Genomic DNA, 16,766 nt, shown 5'->3' with positions numbered 1-16,766 from the left:
TCTGCAATACGTCCCATGACTACCGATGACGTTCTCGCGGAGGTCGGGCCGAGACTGCGGCGGCTCCGGAAGGACCGGGAGGTGACGCTCGCGTCGCTGTCGGAGACGACCGGCATCTCCGTCAGCACCCTGTCGCGACTGGAGTCCGGCCTGCGCAAGCCCAGCCTCGAACTGCTGCTGCCGATCGCCCAGGCCCACCAGGTGCCACTCGACGAACTGGTCGGCGCCCCGCCGGTCGGCGATCCGCGGGTCCGGCTCAAGCCGCTCGTGCGACACGGACGCACCTTCTGGCCGCTCACCCGGCAGCCCGGCGGCCTCCAGGCCTTCAAGGTGCTGGTGCCGCAGGCCAATGAGGAGCCCGAACTGCGCACCCATGAGGGCTACGAGTGGCTGTACGTGCTGTCCGGGCGGCTCCGGGTCGTGCTGGCCGAGCACGACGTGGTGCTCACGGCCGGGGAGGCAGCCGAGTTCGACACACGGGTGCCGCACTGGTTCGGGTCGACGGGGGAGGGGCCGGCGGAGTTCCTGAGCCTGTTCGGGGCGCAGGGGGAGCGGATGCACGTACGGGCGCGGCCGAAGCGGGCGTGACGCACGCAGGGGCTGCGTGGCTGCTCGAGTCTCGCCGATGCCGCGGCGTGAGAGATCAGGCCGGGCTGTGGCGCCGGTTGTCGGGCGCGGTGTGGCCGGCCTCGGCCTCGGCGAGCAGGGACAGCAGCGACGCCACGGACAGTCCCGCTTCGGCGGGGTGGCGCAGGACCTTGCCGGGCTCGATGCGGTAGGTGTTGGTGCGCCCCTCCCGGACGTGGGAGAGGTAGCCGTCCCGTTCCAGATCGGAAATGATCTTCTGGACGGCGCGTTCCGTGAGTCGGCAGTGCGCGGCGATGTCGCGGATCCGGGCGCTGTGATTGTCGGCGATCACGGCCAGCACTCGTGCGTGATTGGTGAGAAACGTCCATCCGGTGTGTGGCTCGGGCACTCCATCCATGCACCAACTCTAGCGACCAGACATTCGCGCATTCAAAAACCAGAACTTGGTTTCATGTATTGGTTGACGTCTGTGGGTCGGGGAGGGGAATCTGAAGGAGGAAGGCAGGCGAGCACACGAGGGAGAAGGGTCATGTCGGAACCTCTGCACTCGGCACAGCCCCTCACCGCGCAGGACGTCGAAGACCGTGTGGTCGACGGGAGCCCCGATCCGGGTCCACCGTGTCTGGCCGCGATCGACTCCGTGGCAGACGGCGACCGGATGATCGTCACGGTGCGTGGCGAGCTCGACTTCGGTGGCCGACGGCTCCGGCCCGCGCTCCATGACGTCCTCGGCCGCTCGGCGACCGGACTCGACCTGGATCTGACCGCGGTCGGATTCTGCGACTGCGGCGGCCTCAACGTCCTGCTCGACCTGAGGAGGCGGGCCTTCGCCCAGGGTAAGACGGTCGCCGTCCGGGCCTGCAGCCCGGTGGTCGAACGACTGCTGGACCTGACCGGCACCCGGGAGCTGTTCGCGCCCCCCGCCTCCGACGGCCCGGACGTCGTACGAGGCTCGGGCCCTGACCGTCTGGACGCCGTGCCCGGCTCCGTCCCGGAAGGCCGGAGTCGGCACAAGGGTGTCGATCAGGAGCTGCGCACGGAGGTCGCCCAGCTGCGCCGGGCGATGCGGACCCGGCCGGACATCGATCTGGCCCGCGGCATCCTGATGGCCACTTTCGGCCTGAGCGCCGAGGCCGCCTGGACCGTGCTCGTCACGGCCTCCCAGAACACCAACACCAAGCTGCATCATCTCGCCCGGGACCTGATGGGCACCGTCGACGGAGCCCCGCTGTCCGAGGCGGTACGGCAACAGATGGCGGCGGCCGTCGCCAAGGTGCAGGACGGCCCGCCGGTGTCGCCCGGCGGTGTGCCGGAGGCTGTCGTGCCGGAATCACACGACGCCCCGCCCTGCACGTAGGTCGCTTGGTCGACGTTCGTGCCTGACGTTCGTCGAACCCGGCGTGAGCCGCCGCACTCGGATGAGATGTGACGTTCCCGGCAGAGCTGTTCCCACCAATACAAGCGACCGCTTAGTATGCGAGGGACCCCGGTCGGACGACGATGTCGCGTGGAGGCACCGCATGCAGGCATGGCAAGTGCACGAGAACGGCGAGCCGAGCGAGGCGATGCGCCTCGCGGACGTGGCGCAGCCTACGCCCGGCGACGGCCAGGTCCTGCTGAAGGTGCGCGCCGCGAACATCAACTTCCCGGACGTCCTCATGGTCCGGGGCCACTACCAGGTCCGGCCGCCGCTCCCGTTCACGCCGGGCGTCGAGATCTGCGGCGAGACCGAGGACGGCCGCCGCGTGATCGCCAACCCCGCGCTGCCGTACGGCGGTTTCGCCGAGTACGCCGTCGCGGACGCCGCCGCTCTCCTGCCCGCGCCCGACTCGCTGGACGACGCCGAGGCCGCCGCCCTGCACATCGGCTACCAGACCGGCTGGTTCGGCCTGCACCGGCGGGCCCACCTGGAGGCCGGCGAGACGCTGCTCGTCCACGCTGCCGCGGGAGGGGTCGGCAGCGCGGCCGTACAGCTCGGAAAGGCGGCGGGGGCGACGGTCATCGGTGTCGTCGGAGGTGCCGAAAAGGTCGCCGTCGCCCGGGAGTTGGGCTGTGACGTGGTGATCGACCGGCGGAGCGAGGACGTCGTCGCCGCCGTGAAGGAGGCCACCGGCGGCCGGGGCGCCGACGTCATCTACGACCCCGTCGGCGGCGAGGCCTACACGCAGTCCACCAAGGTCGTCGCCTTCGAGGGCCGGATCGTCGTCGTCGGCTTCGCGAGCGGCACGATCCCCAGCCCGGGGCTCAACCACGCCCTCGTGAAGAACTACGCGATCCTCGGCCTGCACTGGGGCCTGTACAACACCAAGAACCCGAAGCTCGTCCAGCACTGCCACGAGCAGCTCACCGAGCTGACCGCCCGGGGCGCGATCAAGCCGCTGGTGAGCGAGCGCGTACCGCTGGCCGGGGCCGCCGCCGCGGTCCAGCGGGTGGCCGACGGTGTCACCACCGGCCGGGTCACCATCGTGCCCTCCCTGGAGAACGGAGCCGCCGCATGACCGACGCAGCCGAACTCAAGCGCCGTACGGCGGAGTTGCTGGCCGTCCATCCGCCCGCCACGACGGACCGGATGGACTTCCTGAAGGCCCGCTTCGATGCGGGACTGGCCTGGGTGCACTACCCCGAGGGCCTCGGCGGACTCGGCGCCCCGCGCTCCCTCCAGGTCGTCGTGGACACCGAGTTGGAGGCCGCGGGCGCCCCCGACAACGACCCGCGGCGCATCGGCATCGGCCTCGGGATGGCCGCGCCGACGATCCTGAAGTACGGCACCGAGGAGCAGAAGCAGCGTCTCCTGCGGCCGCTGTGGACGGGGGAGGAGGTCTGGTGCCAGCTGTTCAGTGAGCCGGGTGCCGGCTCCGACCTCGCCGCTCTCGGCACCCGCGCAGTCCGTGAGGGCGGCGACTGGGTCGTCAACGGGCAGAAGGTGTGGACCTCCAGCGCGCACCTCGCCCGCTGGGCCATCCTCATCGCCCGCACCGACCCGGACGTGCCCAAGCACGCGGGCATCACGTACTTCCTCTGCGACATGACCGACCCCGGCGTCGAGGTCCGTCCGCTGCGCCAGATCACCGGCGAGGCCGAGTTCAACGAGGTCTTCCTCACGGACGTCCGCATCCCGGACTCGCGCCGCCTCGGCGAGGTCGGCGACGGCTGGCGGGTCGCGCAGACCACGTTGAACAACGAACGCGTCGCCATCGGCGGCATGCGGCTGCCCCGCGAGGGCGGCATGATCGGCCCGGTCTCCAAGACCTGGCGCGAGCGGCCCGAACTGCGCACCCATGACCTGCATCAGCGGCTGCTGAAGCTGTGGGTGGAGGCCGAGGTCGCCCGGCTCGCCGGTGAACGTCTGCGACAGCAGCTCGTCGCCGGCCAGCCCGGCCCCGAGGGCGCCGGCATGAAGCTCGCGTTCGCCCGCCTCAACCAGGAGATCAGCGGCCTCGAGGTCGAACTCCGCGGCGAGGAGGGCCTGTTGTACGACGACTGGACCATGCGCCGGCCCGAGCTGGTGGACTTCGTCGGCCGGGACGCCGGCTACCGCTACCTCCGCTCCAAGGGCAACAGCATCGAGGGCGGGACCAGCGAGGTCCTGCTGAACATCGTCGCCGAGCGCGTCCTGGGCCTGCCGTCCGAGCCGCGCACCGACAAGGACGTCGCCTGGAAGGACCTCGCCCGATGACCGACCTGCTGTACTCCGAGGAGGAAGAGGCCCTCCGCTCCGCCGTACGGGACCTGCTCGCCGACCACTGCGACGCGCCCGGTGTCATCGCGCGCACCGAGTCCGACGCCCCGCACGACCTCGCCGCCTGGAAGGCCCTTGCGGACGGCATGGGTCTCGCCGGCCTCCTGGTGCCGGAGGCGCAGGGCGGTCAGGGTGCCACGCATCGCGAAGTCGCCGTCGTCCTGGAGGAGTTGGGGCGCTCGGTCGCCCCGGTGCCGTACCTCACCAGCGCCGTCGTCGCCACCGAGGCACTGCTGGCCTGTGGCACCGAGGACCTGCTCGCCGAGCTGGCGTCGGGGCGGAGGATCGGCGCCCTCGCCGTCGCGCTGAACATCGCCGCGGGCGGCGCCTACAAGGTCGTACGCCATGAAAACGGCTCCCTGCACGGGGAGTTGACCGGCATCGCGGACGCGGCGGCCGCGGACGTGCTGCTGGTTCCCGCGGACGACGGCGGGCTGTACGCGGTGGACGCGGACGCGGCGACCGTCACTCCACAGGTCTCCCTGGACCTGACCCGGCCCCTGGCGACCGTGACCCTGAACGGCGCGCCCGGTCGTCTCCTGGGCGACGCCGAACCGGCCGTACGGCGAGCCCTGCGCGCCGGAGCCGGTCTGCTCGCCTCCGAGCAACTCGGCGTCGCGGAGTGGACGTTGACGGAGACCGTGCGCTACCTGAAGGAGCGCAAGCAGTTCAACCGGCCCGTCGGCGGCTTCCAGGCGCTCAAGCACCGGCTCGCCCAGCTGTGGCTGGAGGTCGTCAGCCTCCGCGCAGCCGCACGCAACGCGGCCGACGCGCTCGCGACCGGTGCGGACGTCGAGGTGGCGGTCGCCGTCGCCCAGGCCTACGCGGCAGCCGTCGCCGTCCACGCCGCCGAGGAGGCGGTCCAGTTGCACGCCGGCATCGGGATGACCTGGGAGCACCCGGCCCATCTGTACCTGAAGCGGGCCAAGGCCGACTCGATCGCGTACGGCACGGCGGGCGCCCACCGGGAGGCCTTGGCCGAACTCGTCGACCTGCCGGCCCCCTGACCGTCACTTGGTGAAGCCCGCCCCACCTGGGGCGGGCTTCTTCGTGCGCCCCCGCGGAAGGAGTGAACAAGCAGCGGCAGTCCGGCCAACTCCTGGCATGTACAGGTTCATTGGAGCCCGGCCGGCCTCATACTCCCTGTGGTTTGGACCCGCCCCACAGGGAGGCAGAACATGTCCCTCATCACCCGTCGCAGAGCGCTCACCACGTTCGGCGCCGCCGTTGCCGCGGTGCTCGCCCCGCCCGCCGGCAGCGCGTTCGCCGACGGACAGAAGCACCGCCCCAAGCCGTTGTGGCGCGCCCACGCCCACAACGACTACGACCACCCGCGCCCCCTCTTCGACGCCCTCGACCACCGCTTCGGCAGCGTCGAGGCCGACATCTTCCTCGTCGGCGACCAGCTCCTCATCGCCCACGACGCGACCGAGCTCGACCCGACCCGCACGCTGGAGTCCCTCTACCTCGACCCGCTGGCCGCGATCGTGAAGGCCAACCACGGTTCCGTGTACCGGGGTTACCGCCAGCCGCTGCAACTCCTGATCGACATCAAGACAGAGGGCTCCTCGACGTACCTCGAACTCGACCGCCACCTCCAGCGCTACAAGCACCTGTTCACGACCTACGCCCACGGCCGGGTGTTCCCGGGTCCGGTCACCGCCGTCATCTCCGGCGACCGCGCCGCCCGCACGCCCATGGAGGCGCAGACCGTCCGGCGGGCCTTCTACGACGGCCGGCTCACCGACCTCGGCACCTCGGCCCCGGCCTCCTTCGTCCCGCTGATCTCCGACAACTGGACGCTCAACTTCACCTGGCTCGGCGTGGGCGCCTTCCCGGACGCCGAGCGGCAGAAGCTGCGGGGCATCATCCAGCAGGCGCACGCACGCGGGCAGAAGGTGCGGTTCTGGGCCACGCCGGACGTGGCGGGCCCCGCCCGGGACGCGCTGTGGACCGAACTGCTCGCCGCCGACGTCGACTACTTCAACACCGACGACCTGGCCGGCCTGGAGGCCTTCCTGGACGCGCACCGGTCGCAGTAGACACCACACGTTCGGAGTACAGGTCAGCCGCCCGGACGAACCCTCCGCTAGGCCACACTTACGGCCGAACGCCGTGAACCGGACATGCGGCGTGGCGGAGGAGGCTGACGATGGCGATTTCCATCTCTGTGGTGATGCTGCTGCTGATCCTGGCGGTGATCTTCCTGCGCAGCGGCGGACTCAAGGTCTCCCACGCGCTGGTGTGCGCGCTGCTCGGCTTCTATCTGGCCAGCACGAGCATCGCGCCCACCATCCACAGCGGCCTCACGGCGACGGCGGACATCGTCAGCGGTCTGAGGCCCTGACCTCACCCGGTGGTGAACACCCCGATGCCGTTCGGCACCGGGCGTTCCGCGCCGCCGGAGGGGTTGTTGCGTACGGTGACGGCGCTCGCGCCCGGTGCGCCGGCGACCAGCGTCGACGAACCGCCGCCGTCCAGGCTGAAGGCGTCGACCGAGCCCAACTCCCGCATGACGTCCGCCACTTCGGCGATGGTCAGGCCGGTGCGGTACTCGGCCGCTCCGTCCACCGCGAGCAGGATCAGCCGCCGCCCGCCGTTCGCGATGCCCACCGCGGTACGCACGGCCGAGGTCGCGTTGTCGAGGCCGGCCAGTGGCTGTCCGTCGTCGAGGACCGGATAGCCGCCGATCGCGAACCGGTACGGGATCCAGGACGAGGCCGCCACCAGCCGGTGCTTGACCACCACCTGCTCGCCGGTGAAGAACTTCCGCAGCTGCTGCGCGCCCGCCTCCCGGCCCACCAGCACGGTCGCCCCGGCGGCGATGGGCCCGCTGCCCGGGGTGTCGGAGGCGGACACGACCCGGCCGCCGCTGATGGTCACCTCGTAGGTGTCCGTGCTGCAGGGCGCGGCCCGGTTCGTGTCCGTGCCGCAGGTCGCGCGCACCCGGGAGACGCTGCCCCAGTCCTTGGTGAACGCCCCGATCGAACCGACCGGCAGCGCGTACTGGTTGAGTCCCCCGAGCGGAAGCTTCGCCTCGGGCGTGCTGATCGAGCCGTCGAGGGCCAGACCGTCGACGCGGGCCCGTCGGTCGGACCCCACGCCGAGCACGTCCTGTGTGCTGGTGCCGGGCGGGAGGGCGGGGCCGAAGCGCTGGCCGTCCGGCACCGCGGCCTTGAGGGCACGGCCGTTCGCGATCGCCGGGCCCACGCTCGCGCCGGTGGCCTCGACGCCGGGGTGCTGGGTCTCCGTGATGTTGAAGAAGTCGCCGTTGACACCCGCGACGGCGCCCTGCGCGGTGGCCAGCCGGGAGACCGTGGCCCGCGCGGCCACCACCCCCGGATAGAGCAGGCCCACCCGCACGCGCGGGTTGCGCAGGTCGACGCTCAGCACATGCGCGTGCGTCGGACCCTTGGCCGCCTGGATGTCGAACTGCTCGTACTGGACGCCCGGCGCGACCTGCACCCTGCTCTGCGCGGCGCCGGCCGGTGCCGCCCCCACCAGGGCCGCACCGGCCAGCGTGCCGAGTGTCGCGAGTAACGAAAGTGTCGTTCTGCCTGTTCCGAGGCGTCTTTGACGGTGCGTCACAGCTCTCCCTGAGGGCTCGTCAACTGTCCCTGGACTCAGGAGAAGTGCACCAGACGGCGATGGCCGGCGGAATGTCTACGCACCGACCACACGCGAACGGATGAGGAAACGCACCCCCTCGGGTGCCTCCAGCGAGAACCCGCTGCCCCGGCCCTCGACGACATCGACGATCAGCCGGGTGTGGCTCCACACCTCGTACTGGCTCCGCGACATCCAGAACGTCACCGGCTCCTCGACCCCCGCCACGTCCAGCTCCGCGAGCAGCACGTCCGAGCCGCCGGTGCGGAACTCGCCCGCCGGATAGCACATGGGTGCGCTGCCGTCGCAGCAGCCGCCCGACTGGTGGAACATCAGCGGGCCGTGCGCCTCACGCAGCCGACGCAACAACTCGGCGGCCGCGGGGGTCAGTTCGACGCGTGCGGATTCCTGGTCCATGGTCACCGAGTGCAGCACGGGGAAGGTTGCGAGAGGGTTGCACCCGGCTCGGAGGTCAGGTGCGGTACGGGGTGAAGTGGGCCGGCGTGTGGTCGATCGGCAGGTCCGGGCGCCAGGCGGTGAGGCCCTGGGCGCTGCACACGAACAGGTTCTCCGGCAGTCGGTCCAGGGCGAACCAGCGCCAGTCGCCGACGCGCTCGCCGGGCTGGTCCGCGGCCTCGCCGCGCCAGGCCGTCACCTGGGACGCCACGGTCATCCGTACGACACCGTCGACGTGATCGACGAGCGTGCCCAGGAGCCGTACATCGGCCGGCCGGGCCTCGATCCCGGTCTCCTCGCGCAGCTCGCGCACGACCGTCTCCGGGAGCGACTCGCCGGGTTCCACCGTCCCGCCGGGCAGCTCCCAGGTCCCGCGCCGGTGGCGGCCCAGGAGCAGCCCGCGGGGCCCGTACAGGATGGCGCCGACACCGATCGCCGCGTGCGGAACCGGCGCCCGGCTGGTGCGCGGGCGCGAGGAGACCCGGACGGGGCGGGTCACCCGGAAGATCCGGTACGAGGCGTGGTCGTCCGCGTCCGGCGCGTCGAGGACGTCGATGTGCTCGACACGCAGTCCGTGCTCGGCGAGCAGATCCGTCCAGAGCTCCGGGGCGAGCATCCACATCCGGACGGTTCTCTCGCCGTCACCGGCGAACGGCCGGGCCTCGACAGTGGAAGAGGGCCCGTCCCCTCGGGAGTCGGTGTGCGGCACGGTCAAGCACAGCGTGCCGCCCGGCCGGAGCGCCGGGGCGAGGGCGGGGAGCAGTTGCCGGGGATCCGTGTACGGGACGGCATTGACGGAGTAGATGACGTCGTACGGCTCCGTCGTGGCGCGCAGATGCTCGACCGCGTCCGCCGAGTCGACCGTGTCCACCGAGGCGCCGTGCGCACGCACGAGATGCGCCGCGTGCCGGGCCGGGCCGCAGCTGAGGACCAGGACGCGCCGCCCGCGTAGCTCACCGAGGATCTCGGCGGGGCCGGGGCCCCAGTCGAACTGCTCCACCAATGTGTCTCCCAGATGTGGCGGTCGAGGTCTCGGACCCTAAAGGAGTTTCTCCTCCACCCGTCTTGACGTGTACTTGGCATGGTGGCTTGATGGGAGCGCTCCCATGATATTCCTGATGCCTGAGTTTCTTGGCGCTCACTCCCTGGAGTCGCAGTGAGAAGAACAAGAAGCACGACACGAAAGAGCCCCTTAGCCACTCTGGTGGCCCTTCTCGGACTGGTGCTGCTCGGCGCCTTCCTCCCGGCCGCCGCTCAGGCCGCCGAGGAACCCGGCACCCGGGCCACCGGCCTCCACATCAGCAACGGCCGCCTGCTCGAAGGCAACGGCAACGACTTCGTCATGCGCGGCGTCAACCACGCCCACACCTGGTACCCGAACGAGACGCAGTCGCTGGCCGACATCAAGGCGCTCGGCGCCAACACCGTCCGCGTCGTCCTCGCCGACGGCCACCGCTGGACCGCGAACAGCGCCGCCGACGTGGCCAACGTGATCGCCCAGTGCAAGGCCAACCGGCTCATCTGCGTACTGGAGGTGCACGACACCACCGGCTACGGCGAGGACACCGCCGCCGGCACGCTCGACCAGGCCGCCGACTACTGGATCGGCCTGAAGGACGTGCTCGCCGGCCAGGAGAACCACATCGTCATCAACATCGGCAACGAGCCCTGGGGCAACACCAGCCCCGAGGGCTGGACCGCCCCGACGATCGCCGCGATCCAGAAACTGCGGGGTGCCGGCTTCGAGCACACGATCATGGTGGACGCGCCCAACTGGGGCCAGGACTGGCAGGGCGTCATGCGCGCCAACGCCCAGTCCGTCTACGACGCCGACACCACCGGCAACCTGATCTTCTCGATCCACATGTACAGCGTCTTCGACACCGCCGCGGAGATCACCGACTACCTCAACGCCTTCGTCAACGCCGGACTGCCCATCCTCATCGGGGAGTTCGGAGGGCCTGCCGACCAGTGGGGCGACCCGGACGAGGACACCATGATGGCCACCGCCGTGCAGCTCGACCTCGGCTATCTGGCCTGGTCCTGGAGCGGCAACACCGACCCGATCCTCGACCTGGCGATCGACTTCGACCCGAGCCGGCTCAGCTCGTGGGGCCAGCGCATCTTCAACGGCACCAACGGCATCGCCCAGACCGCCAAGGAGGCCACGATCTACGGCGGCGGCACCCCGGGCGACACCCAGGCGCCGACCACCCCCGGCACCCCGACCGCCTCCGCGGTGACGGCCACTTCGGCCAACCTGAGCTGGACCGCCGCCACTGACAACGTTGGCGTCGCCGGCTATGACGTGGTCCGCGTCGGCGGCACCTCCGAGACCACGGTCGCCGCCTCCACCACCAACTCCGTGACCGTGTCCGGCCTCACCGCCGCCACGACGTACACCTTCGCCGTGTACGCCCGCGACGCGGCCGGGAACCGCTCGGCCCGGTCGGCCACGGTGAACGTCACCACCGCCGACACACCCGCGGGGAGTTGCTCCGTCGGCTACAAGGTCGTCGGCGAGTGGCAGGGCGGCTTCCAGGGCGAACTCGCCATCCGCAACACCGGTACCGCCGCCGTCAGCGGCTGGAAGCTCGGCTTCGCCTTCGCCGACGGCCAGACCATCTCCAACATGTGGGGCGGGACCGCGACCCAGAGCGGCGGCACGGTGAGTGTCGCCCCCGCGTCCTACACCAACACCATCGCGGCCGGCGGCTCGGTCACCGTCGGGTTCATCGCGAGCAAGGGCGCGACCAACACGGCGCCGACCGCGTTCACCCTCAACGGCGCCACCTGCGCGACCGGTTGAGCGATCGTCTGTGCGGACCGGTGATGGCCCGCCGGTCCGCGCAGGTACCTCCCGGTCATCAGGTCAAGCGTCCCGGACTCTTGACTCGGTACGCGCCAGTAGCGATCCTCGTCGTATCTTGCGCCGGTCATGACAACCCCATGGGCAGTCAAAATGCCCTTGTCGACCGGGCTTCCCGCCGACCGAGGGACGTGGGCAGTGACCGTGACCGTGACCGGACGCCCGTACCGCAGACGCAAAGACGTCACCGTCGTCTCGCTGCTCCTCCTCGTGCTGGCCACGGTCCTCGGCCCCACGCCGAGTTCGGCCGCCACCGACTGGTGGACCCCGACCGCACGCCCCACGCCGGACGCGCAGATCAACGTCACCGGTGAGCCGTTCACCGGCACCAACTCCGCAGGTGAGGTCAGCGGCTTCGTCGACGCCCACAACCACCTGTTCTCCAACGAGGCCTTCGGCGGGCGGCTGATCTGCGGCAAGGTGTTCTCCGAGGCGGGCGTCGCGGACGCGCTCAAGGACTGTCCCGAGCACTATCCCGACGGCACGCTCGCGATCTTCGACTACATCACCCACGGCGGTGACGGCAGGCACGACCCGGTCGGCTGGCCGACGTTCGCGGACTGGCCGGCGTACGACTCGATGACCCACCAGGCGAACTACTACGCCTGGGTCGAGCGCGCCTGGCGCGGCGGCCAGCGGGTCCTCGTCAACGACCTCGTCACCAACGGCATGATCTGCTCGATCTACCCGTTCAAGGACCGCAGCTGCGACGAGATGACGTCGATCCGGCTGCAGGCCAAGCTGACGTACGACCTCCAGGCCTACATCGACAAGCAGTACGGCGGCACCGGCAAGGGCTGGTTCCGGATCGTCACCGACAGCGCGCAGGCGCGTGAGGTCATCGAGCAGGGCAAGCTGGCGGTGATCCTGGGTGTCGAGACCTCCGAGCCGTTCGGCTGCAAGCAGATCCTGGACATCGCGCAGTGCAGCAAGGCCGACATCGACGCCGGTCTCGACGAGTTGTACGCGCTGGGCGTGCGCAGCATGTTCCTGTGCCACAAGTTCGACAACGCCCTGTGCGGCGTCCGCTTCGACGAGGGCGGTCTCGGAACGGCCATCAACGTCGGGCAGTTCCTCTCCACCGGCACCTTCTGGCAGACCGAGAAGTGCACCGGCCCGCAGCACGACAACCCCATCGGCACGGCCGCGTCCGAGGCCGAGGAGGACCTGCCGGCGGGCACCGAGGTTCCGTCGTACGACGAGGACGCGCAGTGCAACGTCCGCGGGCTCACCGACCTCGGCGAGTACGCCGTCAAGGGCATGATGAAACGCAAGATGATGCTCGAGATCGACCACATGAGCGTCAAGGCCACCGGCCAGGCCCTCGACATCTTCGAGGCCGCGTCCTACCCCGGCGTGCTCTCCTCGCACAGCTGGATGGACCTCAACTGGACCGAGCGGGTCTACTCCCTCGGCGGTTTCGTCGCCCAGTACATGCACGGCTCCGAGGACTTCGCCACGGAGGCCGAGCGCACGGACGCGCTGCGCGACAAGTACGACGTGGGCTACGGCTACGGCACCGACTTCAACGGCATCGGCGACCACCCCGCCCCGCGCGGCGCGGACACGTCGAATCCGGTGACGTACCCCTTCAGGAGCGTCGACGGCGGCTCCGTCATCGACAAGCAGACATCCGGCGCGCGCACCTTCGACTTCAACACCGACGGCGCCGCCCATGTCGGCATGATCCCGGACTGGATCGAGGACATCCGGCTCGTCGGCGGGCAGGACGTGGTGGACGACCTGTTCCGGGGAGCCGAGTCCTACCTCGACACCTGGGGGGCGTCCGAACAGCACCAGGCGTCGGTCAACCTCGCCAAGGGCGCTTCCGCCACGGCCAGTTCGTCCGAGTCCAACCCGTTCACCAGCTATCAGCCGGGCCGGGCCGTGGACGGTGACGACGGCACTCGCTGGGCCAGCGACTGGAGCGACGACCAGTCATGGCAGGTCGACCTGGGCTCCACCAACCTGGTCTCCCGCGTCACCCTCGACTGGGAGAAGGCGTACGGGAAGTCGTACCGCATCGAACTCTCCACGGACGGCACCAACTGGCAGACGGCCTGGTCCACGACGACCGGCGACGGCGGCCTCGACACGGCCAAGTTCACGGGCACACCGGCCCGTTACGTCCGTGTCCACGGCCTCGACCGCGGCACCGACTGGGGATACTCGCTCTACGAGGTGGGCGTCCACAGCGGCTGACGGCAGGGGACACGCATGGCACGCAGACCGTCGGCCGAACGACGCCGGCAGCTGACGGAAGCCGCGATCAGGGCGATGGCCCGGGACGGCGTCGCGAGGACGACGACCCGGTCCATCGCGGCCGAGGCCGACGTGTCCCTGAGCGTCTTCCACTACTGCTTCGACTCCAAGCAGGCCCTGATCGAGTCCGTCATCACGGCCCTCACCGACCAGTCGGTGACCGTGGTGAAGAAGGCCCTGCAACCCAGGGCCACGCTGGAGGAGACGGTCGCCGCCGGCTTCCAGGCGTACTGGGACCACGTCCGTGCCCACCCCGACGAGCACATGCTCACCTACGAACTCACCCAATACGCCCTGCGCCAGCCGGGGTTCGAGCATCTGGCGCGTCGTCAGTACGAGCTCTACGGCGAGGCGTACGCCGATCTCATCGGCCAGTTGGCCCGGAGCATGGACCTCCGGCTCCGCGTGCCCGTCTCCGTCCTGGCCCGCTATCTGGCCGCGATGACCGACGGCCTGACCCTCAACTACCTCGTCCTCGGCGACGCGGCCGCCTGGAAGGACATCCTCGACACGGTCACCGCGCATATCGCGGGGCTGGTTCAGGACGACGACTCACGCACGGTGTGAAGCGAGTGCGGCCAGGGCCGCGTCGAGCCGGCTTGCCGCCTCCTCGGCCACGGGGCGCAGCGCTTCGAGTCCGGTGAGAGCGGTCATGGTGCCCGGGTCGATCGCCTGTACGACGGTGTGGTCGCCGTCGGCGCGTACGACGACGTTGCAGGGCAGGAGCAGGCCGATGGTGCGGTCGATCTCCAGGGCCCGGTGGGCCAGGGGCGGGTTGCAGGCGCCGAGGATCACGTAGTCCTCCATGTCGTGGCCGAGCTTGGCCTTGAGGGTCGCGGTGACGTCGATCTCGGTGAGGATGCCGAACCCCTGCTCGGCGAGGGCCTCGCGGACCGCCGCGACGGCGGTGGCGAAGTCGGTCTCGAGGTGGACAGTGCGGTCGTAGCGCATTGCGTGGATCCCTTCGGGCTGTCGTGTTGGTCTCCGACATACTCCAATATACCCCCAGGGGTATTATCCTTCTCCGTGAATACCCCGTGGGGTATTCGGTTCCGAAGGAGGAAGCATGTCCACAACCACCACCGACACACCCGGCCGCAACGCCGAGGACCCCTCACCGCCGGGCCCGGCCGGTCCGCTGGGGCGGCTCGGCGCCTGGACCGCGGGGCATTTCAAGCAGGTGCTCATCGGCTGGCTGGTCGTCGTCGCCGTCCTGGGGGCGTTCGCCCCGCAAGTGACCTCGGTGCTCTCCGGTGCGGGCTGGCAGAGCAACGGCTCGGAGTCGGTGCAGGTCCGCGAGCTGGCCGAGAAGCACTTCGGCGGCACCGGCTCCTCCGCGATCCAGGTGGTCGTGTCCTCCAAGAGCCACCAGGTCGGCGATCCGGCGGTGCAGCGGGTGATCGCCGAGGTCACCGAGGAACTGAAGGCCGACGACCGGATCAGTGAGGTCGCGGCGCCTCAGGCCGGCGCGAGCATCAGCCGTGACGGCAGGACCGCTGTCGTCCTGGGCGGTGCTGCGGCGAACACCGACGACATGGTGCGCGCCGCGGAGGACCTCAAAGAGCCGCTGCGCAAACTGTCCACGGACGACGTGACCGTCCGGGCCACCGGCTCCTCGGTCATGTGGAGCGACTTCAACACCGCCAACCTCGAGGCGATGATCCACGCGGAGATCCTGTCCTGGCCGGTGACCCTCGCCGTCCTCGTCGTGGCGTTCGGGTCGCTGGTCGCCGCGGGACTGCCGCTGCTGCTCACGATGGCGGGACTGGCGGCCTCGGTCGGCTCGCTCGTCCTCATCAGTCACGTCACGCCGATCTCCATCTGGGCCATGGACTTCGCCCTGATGTTCGCGCTCGCCCTGGGCATCGACTACGCGCTGTTCCTGGTGATCCGGTTCCGGGCCGCCCTCGCGCGCAGCGGTGACCGACGGCGGGCCGTGCAGGAGACCATGGACACCGCGGGGAAGGCGGTCCTGCTGTCGGGGCTGACCGTGCTCGTCAGCCTGTCCGCGGTGATGCTGGTGCCCGCGCCCGCCGTGCGGACCATGGCGGTCGGCATCATGCTCTCTGTCGTCTTCGTCCTCGCCGCCACCCTGACGCTGCTGCCCGCGGTCCTCGCCAAGCTCGGGCCGAACGTCAACAAGTGGGCGCTGCCCCGCACTCGCGCCGACCGGACCGAGTCGCCGCGCTTCGGCGCCTGGGGCGAGCGCCTGTGGCGGCAGCCGCTGCGTTTCGGCGCTCTCGCATTGGCCGTTCTCATCGCTCTGGCCGTGCCGGTGTTCGGGCTGAAGACGGCGATGCCGTCCATCAAGGTGGTCCCCGAGGACGACAGCTCACGTCAGGGCTACGCCCTGGTGCAGGAGAGCTTCGGCAAGGGCGCGCCGGGCATGCTGCAGATCGCGGTTCCGGACGCTCGGGCCGCCGCCACGGTCGAGGCGCTCACGTCGGCCGAAGGCATCGCGGGCGTCCTGCCGGCCCAGCAGGCGGCCGACGGGTCGGGCTGGAGCCTCATCCAGGCCGTGCCGTCCGTCGATCCGTCCGATCCCTCGCTGGCGAAGACCGTGACCACGCTGCGCGCGGAGCTCCCCGCCGAAGCGCTGGTCGGCGGCGCGGCCGTGGAGAACCTCGACCTCAAGCAGGCCCTGGACGACAAGGCACCGCTGGTCATCGGAGTCATCCTGGTGCTCGGCTTCCTCCTGCTGCTGGTCGCCCTGCAGGCCCCGCTGGTCGCCGCCATCGGCGTGCTGACGAACCTCCTCGCCACCGCGGCCGCCTTCGGCGTCGCCCGGCTGATCTTCCAGGACGGGCACCTCTCCGACCTGCTCGGCTTCGAACCGCAGGGTTTCCTCGACGGGTGGGGGCCGGTGTTCTTCTTCGCGATGATCTTCGCCATCGCCATGGACTACACCGTGTTCCTGCTCTCCTCCGCCAAGGAGAACTACGAGCGGACAGGAGACCCCAGGCAGGCGGTCGTCGGTGCCCTCGCCCAGTCGGGCCGGGTCGTCTTCGCCGCCGCCGCGGTCATGGTCGCCGTGTTCTTCACCTTCGCGCTGGCCGACCCGCTGCCGCCCAAGGAGATGGGCATCGTGCTCGGCGTCGCCGTCCTGCTCGACGCCTTCCTCATCCGGCTCGTGCTGCTCCCGGTCCTGCTCCGCCTGACCGGCCGGGCCGCCTGGTGGTCACCGGCCTGGCTGCGCCGGGTGCTGCCGAAGATCCGCTTCTCGCACGACTGAGGACGGCTGGGTCG

16 protein-coding genes are annotated in these 16,766 nt (G+C 70.4%); 11 read left to right on the top strand and 5 right to left on the bottom strand.

What is annotated here, in order from left to right; translation table 11 throughout:
* Nucleotides 1–15 precede the first annotated feature (15 nt).
* On the top strand, nt 16–588 hold the full coding sequence (locus IG08_RS0136640) for a helix-turn-helix domain-containing protein (RefSeq protein ID WP_030613046.1): 573 nt from the start codon (nt 16–18) through the stop codon (nt 586–588).
* Between the two features lie 55 nt (nt 589–643).
* Here the strand turns inward: IG08_RS0136640 and IG08_RS0136635 are convergent, their stop codons facing one another.
* Nucleotides 644–985, bottom strand: a complete 342-nt coding sequence (locus IG08_RS0136635; RefSeq protein WP_030613043.1) for a helix-turn-helix transcriptional regulator — start codon at nt 983–985, stop codon at nt 644–646.
* Nucleotides 986–1,117: 132 nt separating this feature from the next.
* Here IG08_RS0136635 and IG08_RS0136630 point away from each other — a divergent pair, with 132 nt between their 5' ends.
* From IG08_RS0136630 to IG08_RS0136605, 6 genes are all read left to right on the top strand, one after another.
* On the top strand, nt 1,118–1,945 hold the full coding sequence (locus IG08_RS0136630; RefSeq protein WP_063757809.1) for an ANTAR domain-containing protein: 828 nt from the start codon (nt 1,118–1,120) through the stop codon (nt 1,943–1,945).
* A 163-nt stretch (nt 1,946–2,108) separates the two neighbouring features.
* Nucleotides 2,109–3,086, top strand: a complete 978-nt coding sequence (locus IG08_RS0136625) for an NADPH:quinone oxidoreductase family protein (RefSeq protein ID WP_030613037.1) — start codon at nt 2,109–2,111, stop codon at nt 3,084–3,086.
* Nucleotides 3,083–4,264 (top strand): acyl-CoA dehydrogenase family protein, encoded by a 1,182-nt coding sequence (locus IG08_RS0136620; protein ID WP_030613035.1) that lies wholly within the window; start codon nt 3,083–3,085, stop codon nt 4,262–4,264. The genes IG08_RS0136625 and IG08_RS0136620 overlap by 4 nt, the downstream gene beginning before the upstream one ends.
* Complete coding sequence (locus IG08_RS0136615; RefSeq protein WP_030613032.1) at nt 4,261–5,334, top strand: acyl-CoA dehydrogenase family protein; 1,074 nt, start codon at nt 4,261–4,263, stop codon at nt 5,332–5,334. Before IG08_RS0136620 ends, IG08_RS0136615 begins: the two co-directional genes overlap by 4 nt.
* Nucleotides 5,335–5,505: 171 nt before the next feature.
* Nucleotides 5,506–6,369: a phosphatidylinositol-specific phospholipase C/glycerophosphodiester phosphodiesterase family protein gene (locus IG08_RS0136610; protein WP_030613030.1), complete on the top strand. Its 864-nt coding sequence runs from the start codon at nt 5,506–5,508 to the stop codon at nt 6,367–6,369.
* 110 nt (nt 6,370–6,479) lie between these two features.
* On the top strand, nt 6,480–6,674 hold the full coding sequence (locus IG08_RS0136605) for a hypothetical protein (RefSeq protein WP_030613028.1): 195 nt from the start codon (nt 6,480–6,482) through the stop codon (nt 6,672–6,674).
* A 2-nt stretch (nt 6,675–6,676) separates the two neighbouring features.
* On the opposite strand, the gene IG08_RS0136600 is transcribed toward IG08_RS0136605, so the two are convergent.
* The 3 genes from IG08_RS0136600 to IG08_RS62740 all read right to left on the bottom strand — a co-directional run bounded on the left by IG08_RS0136600 (nt 6,677) and on the right by IG08_RS62740 (nt 9,389).
* Nucleotides 6,677–7,915, bottom strand: coding sequence for a phosphodiester glycosidase family protein (locus tag IG08_RS0136600; RefSeq protein ID WP_030613025.1), 1,239 nt, complete (start codon nt 7,913–7,915; stop codon nt 6,677–6,679).
* A 75-nt stretch (nt 7,916–7,990) separates the two neighbouring features.
* Nucleotides 7,991–8,350, bottom strand: a complete 360-nt coding sequence (locus tag IG08_RS0136595; protein WP_030613023.1) for a DUF779 domain-containing protein — start codon at nt 8,348–8,350, stop codon at nt 7,991–7,993.
* 55 nt (nt 8,351–8,405) lie between these two features.
* Nucleotides 8,406–9,389, bottom strand: a complete 984-nt coding sequence (locus IG08_RS62740) for an NUDIX domain-containing protein (protein WP_234343049.1) — start codon at nt 9,387–9,389, stop codon at nt 8,406–8,408.
* A gap of 156 nt (nt 9,390–9,545) precedes the next feature.
* Between IG08_RS62740 and IG08_RS0136585 the strand changes: the two genes are divergently transcribed.
* The 3 genes from IG08_RS0136585 (at nt 9,546) to IG08_RS0136575 (ending at nt 14,087) form a co-directional block, all read left to right on the top strand.
* A complete protein-coding gene (locus tag IG08_RS0136585; protein ID WP_030613019.1) occupies nt 9,546–11,198 on the top strand; it encodes a cellulase family glycosylhydrolase in 1,653 nt (550 codons plus the stop codon).
* Between the two features lie 204 nt (nt 11,199–11,402).
* Nucleotides 11,403–13,460 (top strand): galactose-binding domain-containing protein, encoded by a 2,058-nt coding sequence (locus IG08_RS0136580; RefSeq protein WP_030613015.1) that lies wholly within the window; start codon nt 11,403–11,405, stop codon nt 13,458–13,460.
* A gap of 15 nt (nt 13,461–13,475) precedes the next feature.
* On the top strand, nt 13,476–14,087 hold the full coding sequence (locus IG08_RS0136575) for a TetR/AcrR family transcriptional regulator (protein WP_030613012.1): 612 nt from the start codon (nt 13,476–13,478) through the stop codon (nt 14,085–14,087).
* Here the strand turns inward: IG08_RS0136575 and IG08_RS0136570 are convergent.
* Nucleotides 14,073–14,471: a DUF302 domain-containing protein gene (locus IG08_RS0136570; protein WP_030613010.1), complete on the bottom strand. Its 399-nt coding sequence runs from the start codon at nt 14,469–14,471 to the stop codon at nt 14,073–14,075. The two genes, IG08_RS0136575 and IG08_RS0136570, sit on opposite strands and share 15 nt — an antisense overlap.
* 115 nt (nt 14,472–14,586) lie before the next feature.
* On the opposite strand from IG08_RS0136570, the gene IG08_RS0136565 reads away from it, so the two are divergent.
* The gene (locus tag IG08_RS0136565) at nt 14,587–16,752 is read left to right on the top strand and encodes an MMPL family transporter (RefSeq protein WP_030613007.1); all 2,166 of its coding nucleotides are present in this window, start codon (nt 14,587–14,589) and stop codon (nt 16,750–16,752) included.
* Nucleotides 16,753–16,766: the final 14 nt, after the last annotated feature.

This window comes from Streptomyces fulvoviolaceus (assembly GCF_000718165.1).
Taxonomy (GTDB): Bacteria; Actinomycetota; Actinomycetes; order Streptomycetales; family Streptomycetaceae; genus Streptomyces; species Streptomyces fulvoviolaceus.
This window is presented reverse-complemented; position numbering and strand designations above follow the sequence as displayed.

Excerpts from the sequence above, each read along its gene's own strand:
- IG08_RS0136640 (WP_030613046.1), top strand. The coding sequence starts at position 16 with ATGACTACCGATGACGTTCTCGCGGAGGTCGGGCCGAGACTGCGGCGG.
- IG08_RS0136635 (WP_030613043.1), bottom strand. The coding sequence starts at position 985 with ATGGATGGAGTGCCCGAGCCACACACCGGATGGACGTTTCTCACCAAT.
- IG08_RS0136630 (WP_063757809.1), top strand. The coding sequence starts at position 1,118 with ATGTCGGAACCTCTGCACTCGGCACAGCCCCTCACCGCGCAGGACGTC.
- IG08_RS0136625 (WP_030613037.1), top strand. The coding sequence starts at position 2,109 with ATGCAGGCATGGCAAGTGCACGAGAACGGCGAGCCGAGCGAGGCGATG.
- IG08_RS0136620 (WP_030613035.1), top strand. The coding sequence starts at position 3,083 with ATGACCGACGCAGCCGAACTCAAGCGCCGTACGGCGGAGTTGCTGGCC.
- IG08_RS0136615 (WP_030613032.1), top strand. The coding sequence starts at position 4,261 with ATGACCGACCTGCTGTACTCCGAGGAGGAAGAGGCCCTCCGCTCCGCC.
- IG08_RS0136610 (WP_030613030.1), top strand. The coding sequence starts at position 5,506 with ATGTCCCTCATCACCCGTCGCAGAGCGCTCACCACGTTCGGCGCCGCC.
- IG08_RS0136605 (WP_030613028.1), top strand. The coding sequence starts at position 6,480 with ATGGCGATTTCCATCTCTGTGGTGATGCTGCTGCTGATCCTGGCGGTG.
- IG08_RS0136595 (WP_030613023.1), bottom strand. The coding sequence starts at position 8,350 with ATGGACCAGGAATCCGCACGCGTCGAACTGACCCCCGCGGCCGCCGAG.
- IG08_RS0136575 (WP_030613012.1), top strand. The coding sequence starts at position 13,476 with ATGGCACGCAGACCGTCGGCCGAACGACGCCGGCAGCTGACGGAAGCC.
- IG08_RS0136570 (WP_030613010.1), bottom strand. The coding sequence starts at position 14,471 with ATGCGCTACGACCGCACTGTCCACCTCGAGACCGACTTCGCCACCGCC.
- IG08_RS0136565 (WP_030613007.1), top strand. The coding sequence starts at position 14,587 with ATGTCCACAACCACCACCGACACACCCGGCCGCAACGCCGAGGACCCC.